Source organism: Reyranella humidisoli (genome assembly GCF_019039055.1).
GTDB lineage: Bacteria > Pseudomonadota > Alphaproteobacteria > Reyranellales > Reyranellaceae > Reyranella > Reyranella humidisoli.
This window is the reverse complement of the sequence record NZ_JAHOPB010000001.1, coordinates 1,830,593-1,847,870: the sequence shown is the minus strand read 5'-3', so window position 1 is coordinate 1,847,870 and position 17,278 is coordinate 1,830,593. Positions and strand designations below refer to the sequence as shown.

Here is a 17,278-nt window from a genome sequence, read left to right as displayed (position 1 = left end):
GCCAAGCCATGCCGGAAAAGATCGTGCCCGGAGCATAGCGCCACTTCCTTGCTTAGTGGCATGTCACTTGCTTAGTCTGTCTCGGAGCGAAACAGCAGGCCGTCATGAGCATCCACGTCGCGCTGCATCATAGGACGACCTACCGGTACGACCGTCCCATCGAACTGGGCCCCCAGATCGTGCGTCTGCGGCCGGCGCCGCACAGCCGGACGCCCGTCCTTTCCTATTCGCTGAAGATCACGCCAGCCCAGCATTTCATCAACTGGCAGCAGGATCCGCAAGGCAATCACCTCGCCCGGCTGGTGTTTCCAGAGAAGACCGACCGGTTCGAGGTCACGGTCGACCTGGTGGCCGACATGTCGGTCATCAACCCGTTCGACTTCTTCCTGGAGCCCTCGGCCGAGACCTGGCCCTTTGCCTATGACGCCTCGCTGGCCGAGGAGATCGCCCCGTTCCGCAAGCTGGAACCGCTGGGACCGAGACTTTCGGCCTGGCTCGCCAAGGTCGACCGCAAAGAACAGCGCACCATCGACTTCGTCGTCGGCTTGAATGCCCGGCTGCAGCAGGAGATCGGCTACATCGTTCGCCTGGAACCGGGCGTGCAGAGCTGCGAGGAGACACTCGCCCGCGCCAAGGGCTCGTGCCGCGACACCGGCTGGCTGCTGGTCATGATCCTGCGCCACCTGGGCTTCGCCGCGCGCTTCGCCTCGGGCTACCTGATCCAGCTGGTCGCCGACGAGAAGCCACTCGAAGGGCCCGAGGGCCCCACACAAGATTTCACCGACCTCCATGCCTGGTGCGAAGTCTACCTGCCGGGCGCCGGCTGGATCGGGCTCGACCCGACCTCCGGCCTGCTCACCGGGGAAGGACACATCCCCCTCGCCTGCACGCCCGAGCCGTCGAGCGCAGCGCCGGTCGAGGGCGCGATCGAGAAGGCCGAGGTCGAGTTCGAGCACGCGATGACGGTGACGCGGGTGCGCGAGACGCCGCGCACCACCAAGCCCTACACCGAGGAACAGTGGGCCACCCTGCTCAAGGTCGGCGAGGCGATCGAGCGCGACATCGGCCGCCACGACGTGCGCCTTACCATGGGCGGCGAGCCGACCTTCGTCTCGGTCGACGACATGGACGGGCCGGAATGGAACACGCTGGCGCTCGGCCCTGAAAAGCGGCGGCTGGCGGGCGTCCTGTTCCGCAAGCTCGCCCAGCGCTTCGCGACCGGACCGCTGCTGCATTTCGGCCAGGGCAAGTGGTATCCCGGCGAGCAACTGCCGCGCTGGGCGCTGGGCTGCTACTGGCGCAAGGACGGCGAGCCGATCTGGCGCAACCCCCAGCTCTACGCGCAGGAGTCCAAGCCGGCCGGCGCCACCGTCGAGGCCGCGCACCGGTTTGCGCTCGCTTTCGCGCAACGCCTGCAGCTCGATCCGGACTACCTTTTCCCCGCCTACGAGGACACCTGGTACTATCTCTGGCGCGAGCGGCGCCTGCCCAGCAACGTCCTGGTCGACGAAGCCAAGGTGAAGGATCCGCTGGAGCGCGAGCGCCTCGCACGGGTTTTCGAGAAGGGCCTCGAAAGCTCGGTCGGCTATGTGCTGCCGGTCATCCGCGATGCCAACGGGCGCGGCAACGGACACGGCCATGCGCCACGCTGGAAGAGTGGACCGTGGTTTCTGCGCTCGGAGAAGTGCTACCTGATCCCCGGCGACTCCGCGATCGGCTACCGCCTGCCGCTCGATTCCCTGCCGTGGGCGACACCCGGCGATACCGACATCATCGTCCAGCCCGATCCGATGGCGCCGCATCCCGACCTGCCGCCGCTCGATGCCTTCCGGCGCGCGCCGGTCCTGCGCCGACAGGAGCCGGGCCTCGTCGCCGAAGAGCCCGGCGATGCCGAGGCCCGTCGTGAGGCATGGCGACGGGCGCTGGCACCGGACAAGGGACAAGGCCCGGCCATAGGCTCCTCGGCTGCCGGGGTCGTGCGCACCGCGATGGCCTTCGAGCCGCGCGACGGCCATCTCCACGTCTTCATGCCACCGACCGAGCGGATGGAGGACTATCTCGACCTCGTGACGGCACTCGAGGACACGGCCGAGGAACTCGGCCAGCCGATCTTCCTCGAAGGCTATACGCCGCCCAACGATTCACGGGTTCTCAATTTCAGCGTTACGCCCGATCCAGGCGTGATCGAAGTCAACATCCATCCCTCGGCCAACTGGACCGAGCTCGTGGAGCGCACGGAGATCGTCTACGAGGAAGCGCGCACGACGCGACTGGGTGCGCAGAAGTTCATGATCGACGGTCGCCACACCGGCACCGGCGGCGGCAACCACTTCGTGCTGGGCGGTCCTTCGGCCGCCGACTCGCCGATGCTGCGTCGACCCGACCTGCTGAAGAGCCTGCTGGGCTACTGGCTGAACCATCCGTCGCTGTCATATCTCTTCTCGGGCCTGTTCATCGGCCCGACCAGCCAGCATCCGCGCGTCGACGAAGCGCGCAACGATGCGCTGCACGAATTGGAGATCGCCTTCAAGCAGATCGCGCCAGGCCGCCAGACTCCGCCGTGGCTGGTCGACCGCGTGTTCCGCAACCTGCTGGTCGACGCGACCGGCAACGCGCACCGCACCGAGTTCTGCATCGACAAACTGTTCACGCCCGATGCGGCGGCCGGCCGCCGCGGGCTGCTGGAGTTGCGCGCCTTCGAGATGCCACCGCACTGGCGCATGAGCGTTGCGCAACAGGCGCTGCTGCGTGGCCTGGTCGCCAAATTCTGGGACCGCCCCTACGAGCGGCCGCTCAGCCGCTGGGGCACGCGCCTGCACGACGATTTCATGCTGCCGCATTTCGTTTGGCAGGATTTCAACGACGTGCTGTCCGATCTCGGCGAGGCAGGTTACGCCTTCGCCCCGGAATGGTTCGCGCCGCATTTCGAGTTCCGCTTCCCGCGGCTGGGCGAAGTGGCGCAGCGCGGTCTCGAACTCGAGCTGCGGCATGCGCTGGAACCCTGGCATGTCCTGGGCGAGGAGCCCGGCGGCGGCGGCACGGTGCGCTACGTCGATTCGACGGTCGAGCGCCTGCAGGTCAAGGTCGCCGGCCTCAACGACCAGCGGCACGTCATCGCCTGCAACGGCTGGCGGCTGCCATTGCGCGCCACCGGCACGGCTGGCGAGTATGTCGCCGGCGTGCGGTATCGCGCCTGGCAGGCGGCCAACTCGCTGCACCCGACCATCGGCGTGCACGCGCCGCTCACCTTCGACATCCACGATACCTGGAGCGGCCGTTCGATCGGCGGCTGCACCTATCACGTCGCTCATCCGGGGGGGCGCAACTACGACCGCGTGCCCGTGAACGCCAACGAGGCCGAAGCGCGCCGCCGCGCCCGCTTCTTCGCCATCGGGCATACCGGCGGAACGACGCCGGAACCGCGGCCCCTCGCCAATCCGGAGCATCCGCTGACGCTCGACCTGCGGCGGGCATAGGCCCTATAGTCCGCCCGCCTCTCAGGCAGTCCAACAACCGTTTCACATTTCCTTCGGGCCCATGGAATCGTTGCGCGGCCTCTCTTCCTCGCCGGCAAGCGCATACGATGAACTGGTCACCGGCCAGAAGTCGATCCGCTACCACTGGCAAGGCATTCTGAGCGTCATCCGCTCGCTGCCCGGCGGGTTGGGCGAGCGCGTCGAGAGCGCGCGCCGCCAGCTCGAAGAGTCCGGCGCCACGGTCAACCTGCTGGACGATCGCGGCGCGGCGCGCTGGACGTTCGACCCCCTGCCGCTGGTCATCGCGCCTGACGAATGGGCGCAGATCGAATCCGGCCTGATCCAGCGCGCGCGGCTGCTCGACAAGGTGCTGGCCGACATCTACGGGCCCCAAACGCTGCTGAAGGAGCATCTGCTGCCGCCGATGCTGGTACATGCCAACCGGCACTTCCATCGTCCGGCACGGGTCACCGACGGCGTGGCGCCGCAACAGCATCTCGGCCACTACGCGGTCGATCTCGTGCGCCTGGGCGACGGGCGCTGGCACGTGCTCGCCGATCACACCGAGCTTCCCGCAGGTGCGGGCTACGCGCTCGAAATGCGTCGCGTGCTGGCGCGCAGCCTGCCGGAAGCCTTTCGCTCCATCCCGGTCCGCCATCTGCGGCCCTTCGTCGACCGCTGGCACGAATCTCTGCGTTCGCTCGCACCGGCCGCCGTGACGCAGCCCAACATGGCGGTGCTGACGCCGGGATCCCTGTCGGCGACCTACTTCGAACACGTCTATCTCTCGCGCGTCCTGGGCGTCCCTCTGGTCGAGGGCGGCGATATCGTCGCGCGCGACGGTCAGGTCTCGATCAAGACGCTGGCCGGCCTGCGCCCCGTCCACGTGCTGCTGCGCCGCCTCGACAGCGCCTTCGCCGATCCGCTGGAACTGCGTGCCGATTCGGCACTGGGCGTCACCGGCCTGGTGGAAGCCACGCGCAGCGGCAAGATCGCGCTCGCCAATGCGCTGGGCTCGGGCGTGGTCGAGACGCCCGCCATGATGCCGTTCCTGGAGCGGCTGGGCGAACGGCTGCTGGGCGAGAAGCTGGAACTACCGTCGCTCGATGTCTGGTGGCTGGGCGAGCCGACAGCCCTGAGCTTCGCGCTGGCCAATCTCGATCTCATGATCGTGCGCCCCTGCCTCGGCCAGGATCGCGAGCCCATCGTCGTGGGCATGCTGGAGGCCGCGGAGCGCAAGGCGCTGGTCGAGCGCATCCGCGCCCAGCCCGGCCAGTTCGTCGCGCAATACCCCATGACGCCTTCGCTCACTCCCAGATGGGACGGCGAGTCTCTCGTGCCGTCGGCCGTGGTGCTGCGCGCCTTCGTGGTGGCCGATCACGATACCTATCATGTGCTGCCGGGCGGCCTGGCGCGGGAGCCCGATGGCGACACGGCGTTGCGCTCCCTGTCCCGCCTGCATGGCACGCTGAAGGACGTCTGGGTCCTTGCCGAGGATGCTGCCGACGTCCAGCTTCCGCCGACGAGACGCTTCCATCAGCTCGCCGTCGAGCGCAGCAGTGCGGACCTGCAGAGCCGAGTCGCCGACAATCTCTTCTGGCTCGGCCGCTACATCGAGCGGCTCGACAACGATGCGCGCATGTTGCGCACGACTGCGGCGCGGGTGGCGCAAGGCGCCGTCGGCCCACGCGACGCGGTCGAACTCAGGCTGCTCGGCCGTCTGCTCGACCAGAGCAATCTGATGGATCACTCATCCGCCCTCGCCCCGCCTGAAAGTGCGCTGTTCCAGCAGGGGCTGGCGGCTGTGGCCACCGACGATCGCGGCCTCGCCACCGTGCTCGACGGCATCCAGCGCCTGACCGCCACCATGCGGGACCGGTTCTCGGTCGACATGACGGTCGCCGCCGGGCCCGAGATGATCGAGGTCCGCAAGCGCCTGCTGGCAGCACGCGGCAACCTCGATCCCCTGCTTGCCGCGCTCGACGAGATCGTGCGGTTCGTCGCCACGCTGTCGGGTCTCGCGCAGGAGAACATGACGCGCGGCACAGGATGGCGCTTCCTCGATCTCGGCCGACGGCTCGAACGGGCGCTGCATGTCCTCACCTCCGCACTTGGCCCCTTCACCCTCTCGCCGATCGACTGGGACGCCTCCATGCGTCTCGCGCTCGAACTGTGCGACAGCACGATCACCTATCGGACGCGCTATCTCGGCCAGCTCCAGCCCGCGCCCGTTCTCGACCTCGTGATCCTCGACGATGCCAACCCACGCGGGCTGGTGTTCCAGCTTCGCGCCATCAAGGGCCATCTCGACTATCTGGCGCGCGCCTCGGGCGTCACCGTCGCCGCGCCGCCGGAATCACTGGAGATCGACCTCGAAGCGGTCGTGCGGCAGTTCGGGGGCGACGAGCAGGCGTGGCGCCACGAAGGACTGGCGCTCGCCATGCTGCGCGACGTCACCTCCGACACCGAGGAGCACCTCGACCGGCTGTCCGAGGCCATTACGCGCGCCTATTTCTCCCACGTGCCGGCGGCGCAGGCCGTGGGCTCCTCGGGCAGTTGAGGGGAGGACCGCCGTGCACTACCTGCTCTCGCACCGCACGACCTACACCTACGCCAGCACGGTCGACTCGGCGCACCATATCGCCCACCTGCGCGCCCGCGATTTTCCCGGCCAGAAGGTCAGCGCCATCGGCATCGTGACGAGCCCGCTGCCGGCGCTTGCCGTGCAGCATGTCGACCATTTCGGCAACCTCATCGACATCTACCGGATCGACAAGCCCCACACGCGCTTCGACATCGAGGTGCGGGCCGAAGTCGATGTAAGCTTCCCCGAACCGCCGCCCGCCGCCTCCACTCCGGCCTGGGAAGACATCCGGGAATCGCTGTTCGGCGACGGCTTTCCCGTGCCCGTGGAAGCGAGCGAATTCATCCACGATTCGCCTCTCGTGCCGAGCGTCGAGGCGCTGCGCGACTACGGCGCCCAGTCCTTCACCGCCGGACGCCCGATCCTCGAGGCGGCGCGCGAGCTCACCTCGCGCATCAAGGCGGATTTCGAGTACCACCCGGGCGCCACCGACATCTCGACGCCGCTGGGCGACGTCTTTGCGGGCAAGGCCGGCGTCTGCCAGGACTTCGCGCATGTCCAGATCGCGGCGCTGCGGGCGCACGGGCTCGCGGCGGGCTACGTGTCCGGCTACATCCGCACGATCCATTCGCGGGAGGAGATCGCCCTGCGCGGCGCCGATGCGAGCCATGCCTGGGTCGCCGTCTGGTGCGGCGAGGCGGCCGGCTGGGTCCATCTCGACCCGACCAATGACCTGATCGCGCACGAGGATCACGTCGCCGTGGCCTGGGGCCGCGACTTCTCCGACGTGAGCCCGCTGCGCGGCGTCATCCTGGGCGGCGACTCCCATTCCTACGGAGTCGCCGTGACCTTGGTACCGACCGGCTGAGCTTCGCTCAGCCCAGGAAATCCTTCGTCCAGCGCGCGTAGTCGGCGTCGCGCGTGACCTTCTTCATCAGTTCGGGACTGGCCACGCCCTGCAGCTTCGACGGCTGCGTGCCCTCGCGCAGCGCTTTCAGCGTCTCATAGGTCGCCTTCACCGCCGCCGCGAAGGGCTGGTGGCCCTGCAGCGCGATCCGAACCCGGCGGGCGCTGAGATAGGCGAGATCCGTCAGGTCCCCCGACACGCCACCCAGGATGATCGGCAGTGTGGTCGCCTCCGAGATCGCGTCGAGCTCGGCACGGGTGCGAACGCCGACGAAGAACAGCGCGTCGACGCCCACCCCCTCGTAGGCCTTGCCGCGCGCGATCGCGTCGTCGAGGCTGGTGATCATCACGGCGCTGGTCCGGCCTGCAATGCAAAGATCCGGATCCTGCCGGCCGCCGAGCGCCGCCTTCATCTTTCCGACGCCTTCCTCGATCGAGATCAGCCGCGGTGCCGTGGTGCCGTACGGCGTCGGCAGGTCGGTATCCTCGAGGCTGAGGCCGCTGACACCCGCGGTCTCGAGCTCCTCAACCGTGCGGCGGGCGTTCAGGGCGTTGCCGTAGCCGTGGTCGGCGTCGACCATGAGCGGCAGGTTCCCGGCCCGGTTGATGCGATAGGCCTGGCCCGCGAACTCACTCAAGGTGAGGACGATCAGGTCGGGGGCTCCCAGCACGGTCATGGACGCGACCGAACCGGCGAACATGCCGATCTCGAAGCCCAGATCCTCGGCGATCCGTGCCGAAATCGGATCGAACACCGAGCCCGGATGAATACAGCGGTCGCCCGCGAGCAGCGCCCGGAAACGCTTCCGGCGATCGGTCCAGTGCATGATGAATCTCCCCTCGTTCCCCTCTCCTTACCAAACGCGGGGGCTGCCATGCAGCGGCGGATTTCGACGGGCAAACTGGATCGCCCCCGCGGCCTTGCCGCTGCCGCAACCCGAGGCGTAGCGTTGCGAACCCTCTATCTCGGCTGCTGGTTCCTGAGGGCCGGGATGGTCTATTATTTCTTCGGGCTGGAAACCAAGGGCAAGTCGATCGAACGGATCGATCGCGAACTGGCAAAAGCCTGACGCACACATCCGTCGAAGGGGAAGGTCTTGGATACGTTGATCCTGTCTGCCGCCGATCTCGCCGGCGACCCCGCCGTGATCGCACGTGCCGAGGCCGTCCGGGCGGCCGTCGAGGCCGCTTCGAACGAGATCGAGGAGACGCGCCGGCTGCCGCCGACGCTGCTCGACAAGCTCCATGAGGCCCGGCTGTTCCGCCTGCTGCTGCCGCGCACCTCGGAGGGAATCGAGACCGATCCCGTCACGTTCTTCCATGTGATCGAGACGATCGCCCGTGGTGACGCCTCGACCGCCTGGTGCCTGAGCCAGGCCGGCGGCTGCGCCATGTCGGCCGCCTATCTCGACCTGCCGGTCGCGCGATCGATCTTCGGCGACGATCCGCGTGCCGTGCTGGCCTGGGGTCCCGGTCCCAGGGTCAAAGCCGTCGAGTGTGACGGCGGCTACAAGGTGACGGGCGTCTGGGCCTTCGCCTCGGGCGGTCGCCACGCGACGTGGCTCGGCGCCCACTGCCCGATCTTCCAGGCCGATGGCTCCCCGCGTCTCGACGCGAACGGCCGCCAGCAGGAGCGCACGATGCTGGTGCGCACCGGCGACGTTCAGTGGACGGACATCTGGAACACGGTCGGCCTGCGCGGCACGGCCAGCGACCAGTTCGCCCTCACCGACTTCTTCGTCCGCGCCGACCATTCGATCACCCGCGAGTTCGAACTCGAATGCCGTGAGGCCGGCCCGCTCTACCGGATGGGCGCCGGCACCTGCTACCAGGTGGGCTTCGCGGGCGTGGCCTGCGGCATCGCCCGCGGCGCGCTCGACTGCTTCCTCGACGTCGCGCGCAACAAGGTGCCGCGCGGGATGAAGAGCCCCATCCGCGATAACGCGGTGGTGCAGTCCAACCTCGCCCAGGCCGAGGTCAATCTCCGGGCCGCGCGCGCCTTCCTGCTGCAGTCGATGGCCGGCATCTGGAAGGACCTCTCGGCCGGCAACACCATCACCGTCGAGCAGCGCATCACCATCCGCATGGCCGCGACCAACGCCATCCACAAGGCCAAGGACGCTGTCGACTTCGCCTACAATGCCGCGGGCGCCACCGCGATTTTCGAGAACCATCCGCTGGAGCGCCGCTTCCGCGACATCCACACCGTGACCCAGCAGCTGCAGGGCCGGCTTTCCCATTTCGAGACCGTCGGTGCGTGGATGATGGGCGCCGAAGCCGACCTCACTTTCGTCTGACCCACGGAGACAACCATGCCGCTTGGCCCCCTGCAGCACTACACGATCGAGCCGTCGGATCTCGAAGCCACCAAGGACTTCTATTGCGACGTGCTCGGCCTCGAGAACGGCGACCGTCCGCCGCTCGGCTTCCCGGGCTACTGGCTCTATTCCGGTGGCGTGGCCACCGTCCACCTGCTGGGCGAGCGCAAGCCGCGTGAGGGCATCGTCGTGCGCGGCACCGAGAAGAAGTTCGAGGACACCGGCCGCTTCGACCATATCGCCTTCGCCGCCAGCGACCTGCCCGGCGTGCGCAAGCGCCTGCAGTCGAAGAACGTGACGTTCCGCGAGCAGATCGTGCCACGGACCGGCGCGGCGCAGATTTTCCTCTACGATCCCGACGGCGTCGGCGTGGAACTGAACTTCCCGGCGGAAGAGGTCCAGGCGGAAGCCAGGGCCTAGTGCTTCTTTCCCTCGAGATCGAAAAGGTCGAGCCCCTCGCCGACGGCACGCCGTTCGGCGAGGCCGGCGCCTACGAGCGCGTCATCGCCGTCGCCAGGGGCGAGGTCGATCCGGCGGCGCCCGGCAATCGGGGTATCGCCCTGATCGACAAGGCGCCGCGCAATGCCGCCGGCAAGGTCGAATACGCGACCAGCGTCTTCATCCTGCGACCCAAGGATTCTTCGCGCGGCAACGGGCGCATCCTCTACGAGGTGAACAATCGCGGCCGCAAGATGCTGTTCGGCAACATCGCCGACGGACCGCAGGGCGTGAACGACCCGAAGACGCTGGCCGATCTCGGCAACGCCTTTCCGCTGCGCCGCGGTTACACCATCGTCTGGTCGGGCTGGGACCCCGATGCACCGCGCGCCAATATGGGCCTCGCGCTCACCGCGCCGGTCGCGACGAACAACGGCCAGCCGATCGTGCAGACGGTTCGCGAGGAATGGGTCTCGGGCACGCGTATCGGCGTCCTCGAAGCCTTCAAGCTGTCGCACGAGGCCGCCACGCTCGAACAGCCCCGCGCCCGACTCACCGTACGAGAACGCGCCGACGACGAGCCGCGCGAACTGCCGTTGAACCAGTGGTCGTTCATCGACGCCCGCTCGATCAGACTGCGCGACGGCACCAAGGCCCAGCCGGGCTTCCTCTACGAATTTCACTACGAAGCGAAGAACCCGAAGGTCCAGGGCCTGGGCTTCGCGGCTACGCGCGACGTGGTGAGCTGGCTGCGCCATTCGCCCGACGCGGTGAAGGCCACCGGTCGTCCCATGACGCACGCGCTGGCAATCGGTTTCTCGCAGGCCGGGCGTTACCTTCGCAATCACATCTCCGAAGGCTTCAATCGCGACGAACAGGGCCGCCGCGTGTTCGACGGCATCCACAGCCACATCGCAGGCGTCGGGCGCGTCTTCTACAACACGCCCTTCGCCCAGCCGGCGCGCACCAACACCCAGCACGAGGATCACGGCTTCCCCGAGAATGAGTTTCCCTTCTCGACGGCGACGCAGAGCGATCCGCTGACGGGCAAGACCGGTTCACTGTTCCGGCGCGACGGCAGCGATCCGCTGCTGATCGAAACCAACACCTCGACCGAGTACTGGCAGAAGGGCGCCTCCCTGCTGCACACCGATCCGCTCGGCACCAGGGACATCGCCCTGCCGGAGAATTCGCGCGTCTACATGGTTGCCGGTACGCAGCATGGCGGTCGCGCCGGCGCGACGACCGATCCCGGCCCCAACCTCAATCCGCGCAACCCGCACAATCCGATGCCCGCCATCCGCGCCCTGCTCGTCGCGCTCGACGAATGGGTCGTTTCCGGAAAGACGCCGCCGCCCAGCCGGGTGCCGACGCTCGCCGCCGGTACGCTGGTCGAGCCGGACAAGACCGGCTTTCCCGCAGTGCCGGGCGCGGCGATCGTGCGCACCACCAACACCGTGTCGCCGCCGGGCGACTGGGTGAAGCCCGTCGCGGGCGACAAGGTCTATCGCACGCTGGTCAGCAAGGTCGACGCCGACGGCAACGAGGTCGCAGGCATCCGCTTGCCCGACATCGCCGTACCGCTCGCCACCTACACCGGCTGGAACGAATACAAGCCGCCTTATCCGAAAGGCGAGATCGCCGACCGCGACGGGAGCTGCCTGCCGCTCCCCGTCGACAAGGCGGCCCGTGAAGCTTCGGGTGATCCCCGCCCCTCGATCGCCGAACGCTACAAGGACGGCGCCGACTATGTCGCCAAGGTCCAGGCCGTGGTCACGGAACTGATGGCCGACCGGCTGCTGCTGGCCGAGGACGCCGAACGCTATCTCGACCGCGCGCGCAAGGAACCGCGCGTCGCGCCTTAACGAACAGCTTCAAGGGAGATCAGGATGGGTAAGAGAATCGCAGTCGTCGGCACGGGTGCCCTGGGCGGTTATGTCGGCGGCTACCTGGCGCATGCCGGCCACGACGTGACACTGATCGATTTCTGGCCGGAGAACATCGAGATCATCCGCAAGCGCGGGCTCGAACTCGACGGCGTCACGCCGGAAGAGAAGTTCACGGTCACCAAGGCCAAGACCATGCATCTCACCGAGATGCAGGACCTCTCGCGCCAGAAGCCGATCGACATCGCCTTCGTCTCGATGAAGTCCTATGACACCGAATGGGCGACGGCGCTGATCAAGCAGTATCTCGCGCCAGACGGCTACATCGTGTCGCTGCAGAACTGCCTGAACGAGGAGCGCATCGCGGGCATCGTCGGCTGGGGCAAGACCGTGGGCATGGTCGCCTCGCTGATCTCGGTCGACATGTACGAGGCCGGCAAGATCCGCCGCACCGTCTCCAAGGGCGGCGACAAGCACACGGTCTTCCGCGTCGGCGAGGTCCATGGCCGCATCACCAAGCGGGTCGAGGAACTGCGCGAGATGGTCGGCATGATCGACAGCGCCAAGACCACGACCAACCTGTGGGGCGAGCGCTGGTCCAAGCTCTGCCAGAACGGCATGAAGAACGGCGTCTCGGCCGCCACCGGCATGACCGGCACCGACTGCGACCGCAACGACGCGGTCCGCCGCTTCTCGATCAAGCTGGGCGGCGAGGCGGTGCGCGTCGGCCAGGCGCTGGGCTACCACATCGAGAAGATCGGCAAGTTCGAGCCGGAGCTGCTGGCCCGTGCTTCCGAGGACGACAAGGCCGCGCTCGACGAGGTCGAGGCGATCCTGCGGCCGGGCTCCAACACCAATCCCAATCCGCGCGCCGACATCCAGCGCCCCTCGATGGCCCAGGACATCATCAAGGGCCGCCGCACCGAGATCGAGTTCATGAACGGCTACATCGCCGAGCGCGGCAACTTCATCGGCGTGAAGGCACCGACCCACACCAGGCTCACCGAGATCGTGAAGAAGGTCGAGCGCAAGGAGCTGCTGCCGTCGGCCGCACTGCTCGGAGGATAATTTTTCCTTTGTTCCGAGGGCGGGCAGCAGGGGTTGAGCCCATGACGACGTTTCCGATCAAGCGCCTCGGCTTCTTCACCCGCCTCCTCGACCAGGTGGACGCAGCCGAGCGTTACCGGCTGGCCACCCAGCAGATCCAGCACGCCGAGAAGTGCGGCTTCGATTCGGCCTGGATCGCCCAGCACCATTTCCACGAGGGCGAAGGCGGACTGCCCGCCCCGTTCGTGTTTCTCTCCCACGTCGCCGCCCATACGTCGCGAATCCGGCTCGGCACGGGCATCGTCACGCTGCCGCTGGAACTGCCGATCCGCGTCGCCGAGGACGCCGCCGTCACCGACCTGATGAGCGGCGGCCGCCTCGAAGTCGGCGTCGGCCCGGGCGGCAATCTCACCGCCTTCACCGCCTTCGGCCTCGAGAGCGACAAGCGGCACGTGCTGTTCGACAACAACCTCGCTTTGCTGAAGACCGCCTGGTCAGGCGACGCCCTCCCCGGCGGCGACAAGCTCTACCCGTCGAGTCCGACCCTGGTCGACCGCGTCTGGCAGGCGACCTTCACCGTCCCGGGCGCGCGGCGGGCCGGGCTGGCGGGCGATGGGCTGATGCTGTCGCGCACCCAGCCACGGTCTCCCGACGCGCCGCACGCCTCGCTGGCCGACATCCAGAATCCGATGCTCGATGCCTATCTCGAAGCCCTGCCCAAGGGCGTCGAGCCGCGCATCCTGGCGTCCCGCACCATCTTCGTGGCTGACGATCGCAAGGAGGCGATGCGGCTGGCCGAGACCGGCCTGTCCCGCATGCGCCACCGGCTGGCTGCCACCGGCAATTTCACCTCGGGCAGCCTGGTCGGCGACCTGATCGCGGCCATGGACGTGCATATCGGCACACCGGACGAAGTCATCGCCTCGCTGCAGGGCGATTCCACCCTGGAACGCGCCACCGACCTCACGATGCAGGTTCACTCGATCGATCCGCCGCACCCCTATATCCTGCGGTCGATCGAGCTGCTGGCCGAGAAGGTCGCGCCCGCATTGGGCTGGGCGCCGGAAATCAGAATGGGGACGAGACAAGTCGCATGACAGACGTGATCGACAGCCTGGTGGGAATCGCCCCGGGCTCGAAGCTGGACGCGATTCGCGCCCAGCGGGCCGAGGCGCGCAAGCACGCGCAGGCGAGCTACGCTTCCCTGTTTGAACCGAAGGAACCTGGCGGCGTCAGCGCCGACGAGCGCCATGCCATCGCGGCTTTCGTCGCGGGCCTGCACGGCGAAGCCAGGACCGATGCCTTCTATGCGGCCAAGCTGCCGGCAACCTTGCATACGGCCGTGGCGACGGAAGTCGCTGCAGCCAAGGCCAAGGGCCCCTATGGCCGCTTCCCCAAGGGACCGCTCTCGGTCGAGGATGCACCGGGACCGACCTGGAAGGTGAGCGATGCCGGACGCGCCGCGCTCGGGCCTCGCCTGACGGCCGCCTTCGAGCATACGCACATGCTGGTGTTCCATCCGCGCGATGCGTCGGCGCCATCGCTGCAGTCGCTGCTCGACGCCGGCTGGTCGACCAACGACATCGTGACGATCTCGCAGCTCGTCTCCTTCCTGTCCTACCAGATCCGGGTCGTTTCCGGCCTGACCGTCCTCGCGAGCACGCTATGAGCACCGACAAGACCCTGACGCTGCCGCCGCACACCGAGCCGGTGGTCTTCACCCGCGACATGCTCGACTGGCTGCCCTGGCTCGAACCCATGGCCGAAGCCGACATGACCGAGCATCACATCAGGAGCCTGGTCGACGCGGCGCGCGTGAAGTCGCCCTACTTCCGGCTGCTGGCCCGCGACCCCGACGTGCTGGAGGCGCGCACGCGGACCGACAAGGACATCTTCTACAATCCCGAGGCCGGCCTGCCGCGCGCCGAGCGCGAACTGGCGGCGGCGGCCACGTCGCGCCTCAACGGCTGCATATACTGCGCCTCCGTCCATGCCCGCTTCGCCGCGACCTACTCGAAGCGCGTCGACGACGTGCAGCGGCTGCTGGACGAGGGCGTCGAGGCCAAACTCGATGAGCGTTGGGAAGCCATCGTGGCCGCCTCGGTCGCGTTGACGGCCCTGCCGATGACCTTCGGCAAGGAGCATGTCGAACGCCTGCGCACCGTCGGCCTCGACGACGCCGCCATCGCCGACCTGATCGGCGCGGCCTCGTTCTTCAACTGGGCCAACCGGCTGATGCTCTCGCTGGGCGTGCCGGCGACGCAGCCGAAATAGGACTCAAGCTCTTCAGCAGGTCATGTCGAACTCCAACACGACCTCACCCTGAGGAGCGCTCCCCCGGAGCGCGTCTCGAAGAGTGGGTACGGGCACCTCGTCTGTAGCCCATCCTTCGAGACAGCCCGGAGTTTACCCCGAGGTACTCGAGGGGGCTTCCTCAGGATGAGGTGGCGCAGGTCCGAACAAACCAAAGTCCCCAAAGAGAAACGCCCGGTGGATCTCTCCACCGGGCGTTTCGGTTTCAGACCGGCCTCAGTAGGGCAGGCCGTAATATCCAGGGTTGCCCCATTCGCCCCAATCCCAGTCGTTGTCGACGGTGGCGTCCATGGAGCTCGGGCTGTAGGGATCGTCGGCGAAGTTGGCGCGCATCGCCGTGGTCATCATCTGCTTCGACGCTTCCTTGATGTAGGCGTTGTAGTTGCTCTGCGTGCCCATGTAGAGGCAGCCGCACATGGTCGGGTCGGCATAGACCCAGACCGGCTTGCCCTGGTACGTCTTTCGAACCAGCTTGTGCGGCGGCAGCTGCTTGAACGAAGCCGCCTGGCCCGGCGTCTTCAGCGACACGACCTTGAAACCCGAATCGGTCAGCATGTCGCGCTTCGACTCGGTCTTGGGCATCTGGCCCTCGCAGGCCGCCACCAGGCCGCCGATCGCCAGCATGGCGAGAATGGACCTCACAGGCTTCATCATGTCCCCCAGATTTCGGGCTTCAGGCAGCGGCCTTGAGGCCCGCCTTCGCATCTTCTTTGATCATGTCCGCGCCCTTCTCGGCAACCATGATCGTGGGCGCGTTGGTATTGCCCGACGGCACGGTCGGCATGATCGAGGCGTCGACGACCCGCAGGCCGGCAATGCCGTGGACCCGCAGCCGGTCGTCGACCACCGCCATGGGATCGGAACCCATCTTGCAGGTGCCGATGACATGGTAGGTCGTCTGGCCGTTGCCGCGGGCGAAGCTCAGCCACTCGTCGTAGCTCTGGATCTTGTCGCCGGGCGTCTTCTCGAAGGCGATGTACTTCGACAGCGACGGATGGGAGACGATCTTGCGGGCGATCTGCATGCCCGCGACCGTGGCGTCGCGGTCGGTCTGGGCCGAAAGGAAGTTCGGCCGGATCGCGGGCTCGCTGCCGGGGGTCGCCGACTTGATGTGGATCGAGCCGCGCGAATCGGGCCGGCACTGGCCGATCACCACGGTCATGCCCGGTTCGCGCTCGAGATCGCGCTTCTGGGCCGTGTCGTAGCTGGCGTGCGCCATGTGGAACTGCATATCGGGCGATTCGAGACCCGGCCGCGTGCGCACGAAGCCGTAGACGACGCCCGCCGTGAGGCTGAGCGCGCCGCGTCCGGTCGTGTAGTACTTGATCACTTCCTTCACGAGGTTCACGCCGCGCGTCTTCTCGTTGAGCGTCACCGGCAGCTTGACCCTCCAGTTCATGCGCGGCGCGAAGTGGTCGCCGTAATTCTCGCCGACGCCCTTCAGCTCGTGCTTCACCTCGATGCCGTAGCGGCGCAGCAGTTCGGGCTGGCCGATGCCGGAATGTTCGAGCACGCCCGGCGACTGCACCGCGCCACAGGAGAGGATTACCTCGCGGCCGCAGCGTGCCTCCTGCTTCTGGCCATGCACCGTGTAGGCGACGCCGACGCAGCGCTTGCCTTCGAGGATGACATGATCGACCAGCGCATCGGTCACGATCTGGAGGTTCGGGCGATTGCGGATCGGGTCGAGGAAGGCACGCGCCGTCGACCAGCGCTTCCCGTCCTTCATGGTCACCTGGAAGTAGCCGAAGCCTTCCTGGTTGCCGTTGTTGTAATCCTTGTTCTTCGGATACCCGGTTGCCTCGGCCGCATCGATGAAGGCGTCGCAGAGCTCGTTGGTCTCGCGCATCTCCGCGACGTTCAGCGGACCGCCCTTGCCGCGGGAGTCGTCGCCGCCCGGCTCGTAGTTTTCCGATTTCTTGAAATAGGGAAGAATCCGCTCATAGGACCAGCCACGATTGCCGAGCTGTCCCCACGTGTCGTAGTCGAGCGGCTGGCCGCGCACATAAAGCATGCCGTTGATCGAACTCGAGCCGCCGAGCGTGCGGCCGCGCGGACAGGGGATACGGCGGTTGGCGACGCCCTCCTCCGCTTCCATTTCGAAGTTCCAGTTGAACTGCTTGTGGTTCAGCAGCTTGGTGAAGCCGGCGGGAATGTCGATCCACATCGACTTGTCGCGCGGGCCGGCTTCGAGCAGCAGCACCCTGACGTTGGCATCCTCGGTCAGCCGGTTGGCGAGCACGCACCCCGCGGAGCCGCCGCCGACGACGATGTAATCCCAATTGGCCATGACGCTTCCTCTCTCCCTTT

General features: G+C 67.3%; 14 protein-coding genes. 11 read left to right on the top strand and 3 right to left on the bottom strand.

Annotated elements, in window-relative coordinates; translation table 11 throughout:
• Positions 1-104: 104 nt before the first annotated feature.
• The 3 genes from KQ910_RS09090 (at position 105) to KQ910_RS09080 (ending at position 6,928) form a co-directional block, all read left to right on the top strand.
• Complete coding sequence (locus KQ910_RS09090) at positions 105-3,476, top strand: transglutaminase family protein (RefSeq protein ID WP_216958542.1); 3,372 nt, start codon at positions 105-107, stop codon at positions 3,474-3,476.
• 61 nt (positions 3,477-3,537) lie between these two features.
• The gene (locus KQ910_RS09085; RefSeq protein WP_216958539.1) at positions 3,538-6,036 is read left to right on the top strand and encodes a circularly permuted type 2 ATP-grasp protein; all 2,499 of its coding nucleotides are present in this window, start codon (positions 3,538-3,540) and stop codon (positions 6,034-6,036) included.
• Positions 6,037-6,049: 13 nt separating this feature from the next.
• The gene (locus KQ910_RS09080) at positions 6,050-6,928 is read left to right on the top strand and encodes a transglutaminase family protein (RefSeq protein ID WP_216958537.1); all 879 of its coding nucleotides are present in this window, start codon (positions 6,050-6,052) and stop codon (positions 6,926-6,928) included.
• A gap of 7 nt (positions 6,929-6,935) precedes the next feature.
• Here the strand turns inward: KQ910_RS09080 and KQ910_RS09075 are convergent, their stop codons facing one another.
• Positions 6,936-7,793 carry an isocitrate lyase/PEP mutase family protein gene (locus KQ910_RS09075; protein ID WP_216958534.1) on the bottom strand — a complete coding sequence of 286 codons (858 nt, stop codon included), beginning with the start codon at positions 7,791-7,793 and terminating at the stop codon, positions 6,936-6,938.
• A 48-nt stretch (positions 7,794-7,841) separates the two neighbouring features.
• Here KQ910_RS09075 and KQ910_RS09070 point away from each other — a divergent pair, with 48 nt between their 5' ends.
• From KQ910_RS09070 to KQ910_RS09035, 8 genes are read left to right on the top strand one after another with little or no spacing between them, the layout of a single operon-like run.
• Positions 7,842-8,036 (top strand): hypothetical protein, encoded by a 195-nt coding sequence (locus KQ910_RS09070; protein ID WP_216958531.1) that lies wholly within the window; start codon positions 7,842-7,844, stop codon positions 8,034-8,036.
• Positions 8,037-8,063: 27 nt separating this feature from the next.
• Positions 8,064-9,263 (top strand): acyl-CoA dehydrogenase family protein, encoded by a 1,200-nt coding sequence (locus tag KQ910_RS09065; RefSeq protein WP_216958529.1) that lies wholly within the window; start codon positions 8,064-8,066, stop codon positions 9,261-9,263.
• 15 nt (positions 9,264-9,278) lie between these two features.
• Positions 9,279-9,704 carry a VOC family protein gene (locus KQ910_RS09060; protein ID WP_216958527.1) on the top strand — a complete coding sequence of 142 codons (426 nt, stop codon included), beginning with the start codon at positions 9,279-9,281 and terminating at the stop codon, positions 9,702-9,704.
• Positions 9,704-11,587 (top strand): alpha/beta hydrolase domain-containing protein, encoded by a 1,884-nt coding sequence (locus KQ910_RS09055; protein ID WP_216958524.1) that lies wholly within the window; start codon positions 9,704-9,706, stop codon positions 11,585-11,587. Before KQ910_RS09060 ends, KQ910_RS09055 begins: the two co-directional genes overlap by 1 nt.
• A gap of 24 nt (positions 11,588-11,611) precedes the next feature.
• Positions 11,612-12,676 (top strand): ketopantoate reductase family protein, encoded by a 1,065-nt coding sequence (locus tag KQ910_RS09050; RefSeq protein WP_216958521.1) that lies wholly within the window; start codon positions 11,612-11,614, stop codon positions 12,674-12,676.
• Between the two features lie 41 nt (positions 12,677-12,717).
• Positions 12,718-13,752, top strand: a complete 1,035-nt coding sequence (locus tag KQ910_RS09045; protein WP_216958518.1) for a putative FMN-dependent luciferase-like monooxygenase — start codon at positions 12,718-12,720, stop codon at positions 13,750-13,752.
• Positions 13,749-14,324, top strand: a complete 576-nt coding sequence (locus tag KQ910_RS09040) for a CMD domain protein (RefSeq protein WP_216958515.1) — start codon at positions 13,749-13,751, stop codon at positions 14,322-14,324. The genes KQ910_RS09045 and KQ910_RS09040 overlap by 4 nt, the downstream gene beginning before the upstream one ends.
• Complete coding sequence (locus KQ910_RS09035) at positions 14,321-14,929, top strand: alkylhydroperoxidase domain protein (RefSeq protein WP_216958512.1); 609 nt, start codon at positions 14,321-14,323, stop codon at positions 14,927-14,929. The genes KQ910_RS09040 and KQ910_RS09035 overlap by 4 nt, the downstream gene beginning before the upstream one ends.
• A gap of 255 nt (positions 14,930-15,184) precedes the next feature.
• Here the strand turns inward: KQ910_RS09035 and KQ910_RS09030 are convergent, their stop codons facing one another.
• Both KQ910_RS09030 and KQ910_RS09025 read right to left on the bottom strand, forming a co-directional pair.
• Positions 15,185-15,610, bottom strand: a complete 426-nt coding sequence (locus KQ910_RS09030) for a hypothetical protein (RefSeq protein WP_216958509.1) — start codon at positions 15,608-15,610, stop codon at positions 15,185-15,187.
• A 31-nt stretch (positions 15,611-15,641) separates the two neighbouring features.
• Entirely contained in the window at positions 15,642-17,258 is a 1,617-nt protein-coding gene (locus tag KQ910_RS09025) for a GMC family oxidoreductase (RefSeq protein ID WP_216958506.1), read from the bottom strand.
• Positions 17,259-17,278 lie beyond the last annotated feature (20 nt).

Coding starts and splice junctions, on each gene's coding strand:
- KQ910_RS09060 (WP_216958527.1), top strand. CDS start 9,279: ATGCCGCTTGGCCCCCTGCAGCACTACACGATCGAGCCGTCGGATCTC.
- KQ910_RS09025 (WP_216958506.1), bottom strand. CDS start 17,258: ATGGCCAATTGGGATTACATCGTCGTCGGCGGCGGCTCCGCGGGGTGC.
- KQ910_RS09045 (WP_216958518.1), top strand. CDS start 12,718: ATGACGACGTTTCCGATCAAGCGCCTCGGCTTCTTCACCCGCCTCCTC.
- KQ910_RS09050 (WP_216958521.1), top strand. CDS start 11,612: ATGGGTAAGAGAATCGCAGTCGTCGGCACGGGTGCCCTGGGCGGTTAT.
- KQ910_RS09075 (WP_216958534.1), bottom strand. CDS start 7,793: ATGCACTGGACCGATCGCCGGAAGCGTTTCCGGGCGCTGCTCGCGGGC.
- KQ910_RS09070 (WP_216958531.1), top strand. CDS start 7,842: ATGCAGCGGCGGATTTCGACGGGCAAACTGGATCGCCCCCGCGGCCTT.
- KQ910_RS09085 (WP_216958539.1), top strand. CDS start 3,538: ATGGAATCGTTGCGCGGCCTCTCTTCCTCGCCGGCAAGCGCATACGAT.
- KQ910_RS09040 (WP_216958515.1), top strand. CDS start 13,749: ATGACAGACGTGATCGACAGCCTGGTGGGAATCGCCCCGGGCTCGAAG.
- KQ910_RS09090 (WP_216958542.1), top strand. CDS start 105: ATGAGCATCCACGTCGCGCTGCATCATAGGACGACCTACCGGTACGAC.
- KQ910_RS09035 (WP_216958512.1), top strand. CDS start 14,321: ATGAGCACCGACAAGACCCTGACGCTGCCGCCGCACACCGAGCCGGTG.